Origin of the sequence: Myxococcus sp. AM009, assembly GCF_013372605.1 — a bacterium.
GTDB lineage: Bacteria > Myxococcota > Myxococcia > Myxococcales > Myxococcaceae > Myxococcus > Myxococcus vastator.
The window spans coordinates 1-9,405 of the sequence record NZ_JABXEP010000215.1; the positions used below are offsets into that span (position 1 = coordinate 1).

At 69.9% G+C, this 9,405-nt stretch carries 10 protein-coding genes; 5 read left to right on the plus strand and 5 right to left on the minus strand.

Annotated features, from left to right (window positions below; genetic code table 11):
* On the plus strand, positions 1 to 1,218 hold a 1,218-nt coding region (locus HV824_RS32565), incomplete at its 5' end, for a type VI secretion system contractile sheath large subunit (protein ID WP_176424993.1).
* 2 nt (positions 1,219 to 1,220) lie between these two features.
* Here the strand turns inward: HV824_RS32565 and HV824_RS32570 are convergent.
* From HV824_RS32570 to HV824_RS32580, 3 genes are all read right to left on the minus strand, one after another.
* A complete protein-coding gene (locus HV824_RS32570) occupies positions 1,221 to 1,751 on the minus strand; it encodes a GNAT family N-acetyltransferase (RefSeq protein ID WP_176421361.1) in 531 nt (176 codons plus the stop codon).
* 90 nt (positions 1,752 to 1,841) lie between these two features.
* Positions 1,842 to 3,152, minus strand: coding sequence for a PQQ-binding-like beta-propeller repeat protein (locus tag HV824_RS32575; RefSeq protein WP_176424994.1), 1,311 nt, complete (start codon positions 3,150 to 3,152; stop codon positions 1,842 to 1,844).
* A gap of 35 nt (positions 3,153 to 3,187) precedes the next feature.
* A complete protein-coding gene (locus HV824_RS32580; RefSeq protein WP_176421359.1) occupies positions 3,188 to 4,435 on the minus strand; it encodes a phospholipase D-like domain-containing protein in 1,248 nt (415 codons plus the stop codon).
* Between the two features lie 146 nt (positions 4,436 to 4,581).
* Here HV824_RS32580 and HV824_RS32585 point away from each other — a divergent pair, with 146 nt between their 5' ends.
* On the plus strand, positions 4,582 to 5,310 hold the full coding sequence (locus HV824_RS32585; RefSeq protein ID WP_255208520.1) for a hypothetical protein: 729 nt from the start codon (positions 4,582 to 4,584) through the stop codon (positions 5,308 to 5,310).
* A 155-nt stretch (positions 5,311 to 5,465) separates the two neighbouring features.
* Positions 5,466 to 5,636 (plus strand): hypothetical protein, encoded by a 171-nt coding sequence (locus HV824_RS32590; protein WP_176421357.1) that lies wholly within the window; start codon positions 5,466 to 5,468, stop codon positions 5,634 to 5,636.
* Positions 5,637 to 5,734: 98 nt separating this feature from the next.
* Here the strand turns inward: HV824_RS32590 and HV824_RS32595 are convergent, their stop codons facing one another.
* Both HV824_RS32595 and HV824_RS32600 read right to left on the minus strand, forming a co-directional pair.
* On the minus strand, positions 5,735 to 6,955 hold the full coding sequence (locus HV824_RS32595) for an ABC transporter permease (protein ID WP_176421356.1): 1,221 nt from the start codon (positions 6,953 to 6,955) through the stop codon (positions 5,735 to 5,737).
* A gap of 19 nt (positions 6,956 to 6,974) precedes the next feature.
* Positions 6,975 to 8,201 (minus strand): ABC transporter permease, encoded by a 1,227-nt coding sequence (locus HV824_RS32600; protein WP_176421355.1) that lies wholly within the window; start codon positions 8,199 to 8,201, stop codon positions 6,975 to 6,977.
* A gap of 498 nt (positions 8,202 to 8,699) precedes the next feature.
* Here HV824_RS32600 and HV824_RS32605 point away from each other — a divergent pair, with 498 nt between their 5' ends.
* Positions 8,700 to 8,855 carry a hypothetical protein gene (locus HV824_RS32605; RefSeq protein WP_176421354.1) on the plus strand — a complete coding sequence of 52 codons (156 nt, stop codon included), beginning with the start codon at positions 8,700 to 8,702 and terminating at the stop codon, positions 8,853 to 8,855.
* Positions 8,852 to 9,244: a hypothetical protein gene (locus tag HV824_RS32610; RefSeq protein ID WP_176421353.1), complete on the plus strand. Its 393-nt coding sequence runs from the start codon at positions 8,852 to 8,854 to the stop codon at positions 9,242 to 9,244. The genes HV824_RS32605 and HV824_RS32610 overlap by 4 nt, the downstream gene beginning before the upstream one ends.
* Positions 9,245 to 9,405: the final 161 nt, after the last annotated feature.

A 9,405-nucleotide genomic window follows, 5' to 3' on the forward strand; every position in this document is an offset into this window, starting at 1 on the left:
AACGAGGACCTGGTGGAGACGCTCCTCAGCCGCGCCGACGCGGGCACGCCCGCCGCCGCGTCCCGGGCGGTGGATGCCTTCCTGCGCGCCCTCAATCCGCGCATGCCCGCCACGCCCGCGCCCGTCGTCACGCCGGAGGCCGCCACCCGGCAGACGGCCCGGGCTTTGGTGGAAGAGGCGCTGCTCCTCACGGCGAAGGACCTGCTCGGCGCCGAGCCCGTGGCCCACCTGGAGTCCGCGTGGCGCGGCCTCAAGTGGCTGCTGGACCAGGTGCCCGCGTCCTCGGGCATCACCGTGGAGGTGCTGGACGTGGCGCGCGAAGGGCTGCTGGACGCGGTGCAGGGCGCGCTGGACGCCGAGCCCTTCGAGCGCCCCGACGCCGTCTTCCTCGCGGATGCCACCGACGACGTCGCCCTCCTGGGCAAGCTCGCGGCGCTGGGCGAGCGCGCGCAGCTCCCGGTGGTGGCCGCCGTGTCCGCGCCGCTGCTGGGCGTGGCGCAGGCGGAGCTGGCCGCGGCGCTGGAGGAGGAGCGCGAGCAGGTCTCCGAGGCCTGGACGGCGCTGCGCCAGGACGAGTCCGCGCGCTGGCTGTGCGCCGTCATCAACCGCGTGGTGGTGGCCAGCGAGGGGCGCGGCGCGGCGCGGCGCGTGAGCTTCACCAGCCCCGCGCTGGCGGTGGCCGCGATGCTGGCGGCCAGCTACCGGGACACCAGCGCCTTCGCGCGCATCATGGGCCAGCAGGGCGGCCTGAAGGCGCCGGCCATGTGGGAGCTGTCCACCGGCCGCGACACCGGGCTGAGCCTTCCCACCGAGCACTTCCTCCCCATCCGGGCGCAGGCGCGGCTGGAGGAGCGCGGCATCCTGGGCCTGGGCAGCGGGCGCAACGCGGACGCGGTGCTGCTGGCCGCCGCGCCCATGGTGTTCGGCGGGGGCTACGCGGTGCCGCTGCCCGCGCAGCTGCTCACCGGGCGCATCGTGCGCTTCGCCACCTGGGTGCGGGACCAGCTCCCCGCGGGCACGGGCGGCGACGACGTGGACGCCATCTTCTCGCAGGCCGCCGAGGTGTTCCTCTTCCGGGGCGCCACGGAGAACGGGCAGCTGCGCGGCCAACTGGTGGCCACGGACAACGGCCGCGGCGTGCACGTCACCGCCACCGTCCGCCCGGAGCACGCGGGCACGCGCTTCCAGCTCGCCTTCACCCTGCCGCTGCGCGGCTGAAGTCAGTCCGCCTTGAGGCGCAGCACGTAGCCTTCGAGGAACACCGTGGGCAGGTCCAGGTCGCCCACGGGTTCGCGCACGTAGCCGCGCCGCAGGTACATGCGCCCCACGCCCTCCACGCCCCGGCGGACGTGGAGGCACACGGTGTCCACGCCCCACTGGCGGGCCAGGGCCTCGGCGGCGTCCATGAGGGGCCGGGCCAGCCCGGTGCCATGGTGGCTCACGGCGGTGGCCAGGCCGCGCAGGTTGGCGGCGTTGGGCAGCCAGGCCTCGGAGCCGGGCGCGCCCGGCTTGAAGAGCGCGACGGTGCCCACCACCTGCCCGTCCACCTCGGCCACCAGCACGGTGGCGACCTCGCGCCGGGACGCGACGTCCCGCAGTTCGCGCTTGCGCTCGTCGTCATAGACGACGTCCGGATGCTTCTTCGCGTACTGGGTGAGGAAGGCCTCCACCAACAGGTCCCCCACCACCGCGTCATCCTCGGGCCGTGCCTCGCGCACGAGGGCCCGCTCCACGACATGCCGGGTGTCCATGAGCCGACTCTACGACTGGCCGCGCGCCCGCGCGATTTCACCCCTGCCAGCCCCGCTCATGTCTGCGTGCAGGCGGACACTGCGCCCGTGTCACCACGCGCCCAGGGTGCCAATCAGGTTGCCCGTCTTCGCGTCGAAGACATCCAGCCACACCCAATGCGGAACATAGACGCGCCCACCGTACTGCCGGATTCGGGATGTGCCCGAGCCGCTCTTCGAGTTGGGGATGGGGACGTCCCACCCCACGCGCCCCGTCCGCAGGTCCCTGCGAACGAGTTGCTCTCCGCCTTCCTTCAACGCGTAGACCATGAAGAGCGCGTCCTCGGAGAACTCGATGACGTCCACCGTGGACTCCTTCACGTTCCGGGGGTCCATGTCCGCGACGTTCTCCGTCCAGAGCGCGGGCTTTTCGCCCCGCCGGAACACCGACACCATGGGCACCCGGCTCCCGGGGTTGCGCTCTCCCAGCGCGACGTCCAGGTCCTCGAGTTTGTAGACGTGCTCCGCGCGGAAGCCAGGGACGGTGGGGAGGTTGCGCGGGCGCGCACACGGGACGTCGCTCTTCCTGAACACCGGAAGGAAACAGGCGTGGTGGTTCCATTTGGCCAGCGCGCAGGCAGGCGGCGGCTCGATGGCGGGCCGGGCCGTCGCCGTCTTCGTGTTGAGCAGGAGGTTCTGCCCATCCACCACCTCGACCCAGACGGACTCGGTGTCCTCCTCGGGGATGCAGAGCCGGCCAGGCTTGTCCGAGAGCGCCACCCGCCCGAGCGCCTTGCCTGTCCCAGGCTCGAGCAGGTGCACCGCGCCCGGCTCACTCATCACCAGGCGGCCGCCCTGGTGAACGACGTGCACGGTGCCGGACAAGTCCGAGGCCGTCCCCTCCAGGTCCGCCTCCCAGAGCAGGTCGAACGATTTCCCATCGAACGCGGCGACCTGGTTGCGCGTCTCCGTCTTCCCGGCGACGGAGCTGAGGCGACGGATACGGCCGATGATGTCGTCCGTTCCATCGCCGTTGAGGTCCACGGCGAGGGGAACACCCTGGGAGTCCCATTGGAACTTCGCCTTCTCCACCACGAGAGGCGCCGCGACGACGGGAGACGGCCCCGGCCCGCGCGAGGGGATGGGCCCGTCGGTGAACTCCGTGGCGGAATTGACGCTGTAAAAGACCACGAGCCCCGCGATGAAACAGACCGCCAGGGCGCCTCCCACCACTAGGCCTGCCGAGTTCTGTCCCGCCTCCGTCGAGGCCGGCGCCTGATACTCGGGACGCGGCGCCTTCTCACCCTGCGTGTCGATGGAGGCGTTGCAGTAGCCACAGGTGTAGAGCACCCGGCCTTCCTCGAGGACGATGGGCGCATGACAACGAGGGCAGCGAGGCGACGTCGGGCGGGCACGAGCCATGCCCGATTTCTACCATCCGGCCCTGCACGGCGGCGTCAGAGATAGTTGCTGATGAACCACGGCAGCCGCTCACCCAGCTTCTGCAAAAGCCCACGCCGCTTCCACCCGCTCCAGTGGATTTCTCGAGAGTGGCGTATATCTTTCTCAAAAGACGCGGCGAGCTGCGCCGCCAGCGCCACGTCCTCCACCACCACCGAGCACTCCTCCAACGTCGTCAACGCCAGCGGGTCCAGGTTGGTGGAGCCCACGACGGACAGCGAATCATCCACCAGCATCGTCTTGGAGTGCATCATGGACAGCTCGTACTCCCAGATGCGCACGCCGCCTTCCAGCAAGCGCGCATAGGACGCCCGCTGCGCCGCGTGGACCGGCCCGACGTCATGGTGCCGCCCGGGCACCAGCACCCGCACGTCCACGCCCTGCTTCACCTTCTCCAACAACATGTCGCTGATGGCGTCGGAGGGAATGAAGTACGAGTTGGCAATCCACAGCCGCTCCTCCGCCGCCGCGATGGTGAGCAGCGTCATCCGCCGCGCATCCGACAGGAAGCGGTTGTCCGTGCTGGCCACGAAGCCCGCGCGCGCGTCGCCCGCGTAGCGGGGCTCCGGGAAGTCCGTGGCCGGCAGGAAGTCTCCACCGGCCTCCTGCCAGTTCTGGGCGAAGGCGACCTGCATCTCCTTCACGGCCGGGCCCTCCACGCGGATGTTCATGTCGCGCCAGTACTCCGCGCTCTGCGCATTCCCCATCCAGCTCTTCCAGATGCCCCAGCCGCCGGTGATGCCCACCTCGCCATCCCGCACCACCATCTTCCGGTGGTTCCGCGCCCGGAGGCGGACCGCATCCAGGGCCGCGAAGTCGCCCTGGATGGGCCGGAAGTAGCGCGCGTCACAGCCGCTGGCCGCCAGCGCGGGAATCACCGCCTCGAAGTTGACGCTGCCCAGCGGGTCCACGAGCACGCGGCACGCCACCCCGGGCCGCCGCGCCGCCAACGCCCGCACCAGCCGGTCCGACGGCTCCCCGGGCCGCCAGATGTAGCTGGTGATGTGGATGCTGGAGTGCGCGGCGAGAATCTCCTCCTCGATGGCGTCGAAGATGAAGCCGTTCTCCACCAACTCCACGCGGTGGCCCGGCACCAGCGCCACGCCCAAGGACTGGAAGAACGCGAGCGAGCGCGCCTCCGGGCTGCTCCCCGGCAACGCGCGCAGCCGCAGGTCATGCCGGTGATTGGGAGCGGGACACCCGGCGGCAATCAACGCCACGGGCACGAGCCAGGCGAGCTTCACCGCCGGAAGCTAAGCGCCCCTGGCCCGCGGCGCACCTGCCGGTGTCTCACGGAAGACACCCCGGCACGCGCGGCCGGCACCGCTCCACCGTGGGGGTGGAAGCCCCCGCCCCGCGTGCGCACCTTCGGGACACACCGCGTGTCGCCATGCCCAACGTGCCCTCACACCGACGCTCCACCGCCGCGTGCACGCTGCTGCTGGGCTGCCTGCTGCCCGCATTGAGTCACGCGGTCGCCGCGGACGCCCCGCTGCGCGACGCGCCACCTGCTGAAACACGTCCCAGGGACCTGGACACGCCCGCCGCCCCCTCACCGGAGAGGGCGGCCGTGCCCACGTACATCGAACCGGAGGACGTCCCGCTCCCAAAGGGGGCCTGGGTGGCGCACGGCGGACTCGCGCTGCTGCCCGTGGCCGGCGTCTGGGGCGCCAGCCGCGTGGGCGGGGACACGCGCGTGGGCGCCACGGCGGCGCAGACGGCGGCGGGGATGCTCCTGGGGGCCATGCCCTCGCGGCTCCTCTTCTTCCGCCCCGCGGCGCCCAGCCCGGGGCGGTGGATGGAGCTGGAGACCGTGGCCTTCGGCGGCGGCTTCGTGCTGACCCCGCCGCTGACGGCGCTCGGGACGTGGGGCCTGGGCGAGCTCGCCTTCGGCGAGAGCCACCACCCGGGCCGCGCCTACCTGGGCGCGCTCGGCGGCGCGGCCCTGGGCACGCTGTTGGGCGTCATCGTCCACGAGGCCCTGGTGAAGCTGTCCCAGCCCAGCGCCCGCTTGATGAGCGGCCGTCGGCTCATCGCCCTGGGATTCATCGGCGTGGGCGCGACGTTGGGCTATCAATGGGCAGGCGGCGGACCTCGCCCAGACGGACACACGCAATAGTTCCGCTGCGTCTGTTTAACACATACGCACGGTGCTTCGCCAAAAGCCCTTTCAGTCTCAGACGCAGCGCGTGTAACACGCGGCGCATTGTGATTGTCAGACCGGGGCTCCACACTCCGCCGCGCTGTATGGACACCGCTGCTGGAGAGACCGCCATGACTGCTCGCAAGCACCTCCGAATCGCCGTCGTCCTCACCGCCGCCGCCGCCGTGCTGGGCCTGGGAATCACCATGACGCCGGCCACGGCCGTCGCCGACGACTGCCAGCCGCCCTGCTGGAAGGACCCCTTCACCGGGAAGTTGATTTGCGGCACCCCGTGTCCGTAGTCCACGGACGCACGTGCTGAAACACCTGGGGCCTCCTGCCGCACCGCGCGGAGGAGGCCCCGTTTCATTCCCAGCCATTGGGCCGCACCCGCGCGGTGTCAGTCCGTCCGCATGGCCTCCACGGGGTCCAGCTTCGCGGCGCGCGCGGCCGGGTAGATGCCGAACAGCAGGCCCACGCCGCTGCTCATGGCCAGCGACAGCACCACCGCCCAGGCCGGCACCTGCGCGGGCAGCCCCACCATCCACTTCGCCAGCTGCGCCAGGCCCATGCCCATGCCCACGCCCAGCACGCCCCCCACCAGCGACAGCACCACCGCCTCAATGGCGAACTGCGCGAGGATGCGCCGCTTCTTCGCCCCCAGCGCCTTGCGGATGCCAATCTCCCGGGTGCGCTCCGTCACCGCCACCAGCATGATGTTCAGGATGCCGATGCCGCCCACCAGCAGCGACAGCATGCACACGCCGAAGCTGGCCGCGGAGATCACCTTCGAGATGTTGTTGAACATCTCCGTGGCGCTCTCGTTGGAGAACACGAAGAAGTCATCCTCTTCCAGGGGCTTCAGGTTGTGGCGCCGCCGCATCAGCAGCGTCACCTCGTCCTGCGCGCGCTGGAGCACCTCCGCCGACTGCGCCTGGATGCTCACCCGGTAGTTGCGCACCCCGAACAGCGCCTTGTAGACGGACAGCGGCATCATCACCTGGTTGTCCTGGCTGCCTCCGCCCATGAAGCTGCCGCGGCGCTTGAGCGTGCCAATCACCTGGAAGCTGCGCCCCAGGATGCGGATGTGCTGCCCCAGGGGCTGCACGCCCGGGAACAGCGTGTCCGCCAGGTCCTGGCCAATCACCGCCACGCGGCGGCCATCCAGGTACTCCGCGTCCGTGAAGGGCCGCCCGAACTCCACCACCACGGAGTTCGTCTGGAAGTACTCCGGCGTGCCGGCCCACACCGTCACGTTGGGGCGCGACTCGCGCTGCTGCGTGGACACCTTCTGTCCACCCTTGGAGTCCTCCGCCGCCGCCAGCAGCACCGACGGCTGCAGCCGGATGGCCTCCAGGTCGCCCTCGTGCAGCCGGGGCCGCCGCGCCAGCTCCGCCAGGGACAGGTTTCCGCCGAAGGGCAGCCGCTGCACCTGGAAGCAGTCGGAGCCCAGCTCGGACATGCTCTCATTCACCTGGATGCGCAGGCCCTCGATGAGCCCCATCATCGACACCACCGTGGTGGCGCCAATGACGATGCCCAGCAGCGTCAGGAAGGAGCGCAGCAGGTTGGAACGGAACGTTCCGAACGCCAGCCGCAGGGTGTCCCAGATTGCCATCATCGCCGCCGTCTCCCGTCCGTCACTCGTGGCGAAGCGCTTCCACCGGGTCCAGGTTCGCCGCCCGCGCCGCCGGCCAGATGCCGAACAGCAGCCCCACCATCGCCGCGAACCCCACGCCGGCCACCACCGTCAGCGGCTCCACCGCCGCCGCCAATGGCGTAATCAAGGACACGATGCGCGCCAGCCCCAGGCCCACCACCGTCCCCAGGGTGCCGCCCAGGGCGGACACGCACGAGGCCTCCATCAGGAACTGGAGGATGATGGTGCGCTTCCTGGCGCCCAGCGCCCGCCGGACGCCAATCTCCCGCGTCCGCTCGCGCACCGACACCAGCATGATGTTCATGATGCCGATGCCCCCCACCAGCAGCGTGATGAGGCCCACGCCCGTGGCCGCGCCGTAGAGCGCCCCGGTGAGCTGCGCGTACATGTTGGCCAGCTGGTCTGGCCGGTTGATGGCGAAGTCGTCCGGCAGTCCCGGCGGCGTGTTGCGCTCCCGGCGGAGCACCGCGGTGAGCTTGTCCACCACCGCCGGCGCATGCTCCGGCGACGTGACGGCCACCGCGATGTTGGGCGAGCGCTTCTTGCCGTACTGCGCCAGGAAGGTGCGGAAGGGCACCATCACCACCAGGTCCTGGTTCTCTCCCAGGATGGTGCCCTTGGCCTCCAACGTCCCCACCACGCGGAAGGGCTTGCCCTCGAAGAGGATGCGCTGCCCCACCGGGTTCACGCCAGGGAAGAGCGAGCGCACGAGCTCCGCGCCGATGACGGCCACCTGCGCCCGGTTGTCCACGTCCGCGTGGGTGAGGAAGCGGCCCCGCTCCAGAATGAACGAGCTCACCGTGGCGTAGTCCGGCGTGGTGCCCACCAGCACCACCGAACCGATTTTCCGGTCCAGGAAGCGGGCCTCCACGCGCTCGAAGAAGAGCGGCGCCGCGGCCAGCACGTGCTCGGACGCGTTGAGGATGGGCGGCACCAGGTCCGCGCTCAGGTCCTTGCGGTTGCGGTACGTCCACCAGTCGCCGTTGAGCGTCCAGGGGAACTTCGAGATTTGGAGCGTGTTGGCGCCAATGCTCGAAAGCTGGTCCTCGAAGGAGCGGTTGATGCCCTGGATGATGCCGACAATGGCCAGCAGCGTACACACGCCCACGCCAATGCCCACCGTCGTCAGCACGGTCCGCAGGCGGTTGGAACGCAACGAGAACAGCGCGATGCGCGCCCCCTCCCACACATCGACCCGGATACTCACGTCAGGTTCTCTCCGCTGCGTTGCACGTCGCGCTGGTTGCTACGCGCCCCGGAACGGGTGATTGCACGCGACATTCCCTCGGCGCAAACCCAGCGTGCTGGAAATCCGTCCGGGAGCCCAGGCTTCCGCACTGCGTGTGGACCGGAGTCACACGGAGCTCGGCACGCGACGATGCAGGAGGTCGAAGCTGGCTCGGCACGCAGCCCAGCCGTCCCTCCCGGAAAGGCGTCTGCCTCAACACTTGAGTGAATCCGTCATGACGGATGAAGCGCGCGCCGCCGAGCCAATTTAATCCGATATAACGGATGAATGTCCGCATCCTGAGTCTTTTGAATCCGTTATAAAGGACTATATGGGGGTCCCTCTCCAGGCGCAGAGCAGGAGGGAAAGGTCTGATGCCGTTGGCCAGCGTTCCTCGATGACGTGCGACCCATGGGCAGTGCTCGCCGCTGGTGGCTGCGGCGACTCGGACAACCCCTGTAGGACAAGACCATCGCCGTGCTCAAAACGGATTGCACCGTCCGCCTCGCGCCCACCTTCGGCTTCGCTCCGATGAAGATGGACCTCGGCGGCATCACCCGCACCACGACGTGGGAAGGGTACGAGGCCGGTGGAGCAGTCGACTGGGATGCGCTCCTCCGGAGCTTCGGATGAAGCGCGCTGACGTCGCCCGGATGACCTCGCTCGAACGAAAGGCGCTCATGGAAGAGCTCGCCGCGATGGTCGCCAGCGGGGAGCTCAGTCTCGGAGACGCCTCGCGAATCCTTCGCGGCACGATGCTGGGAATGGACCGGAAGACCTTCGCGCACGCGGTGAAGCTCTCCACCAGCGTCGTCGCGAAGCTCGAGGACGAGCCAGACGCGAACCCGACGCTCGAGACGCTCAACAAAGTCTTCGCGCCGTTCGGAGGAAAGGTCGCGTTGACGTTCCCCCGCCTCGAGGAGCCACCTCCCCTCGATGATGCGGAGAAGCAGCGTCGAGCGATGCTCCGCGCCGCGCTCGCGAAGAGCAAGCGGCAGCGGCGGCGCTCGACAGCACGGTAAGCCGCTCGACAGCGGGGCATGACGTGCTTGCCCGGTGAGGGGTTTCTCCTGGCGGCGGGGGCCCCGTCCAGGGACCGGGCCAGTGGTCTTCTGATAGGAGCATCCCCACCTTCCCCCGGCACCCCGTCCATGTCCTGGGAGCCACCGCGACACATGGCCCC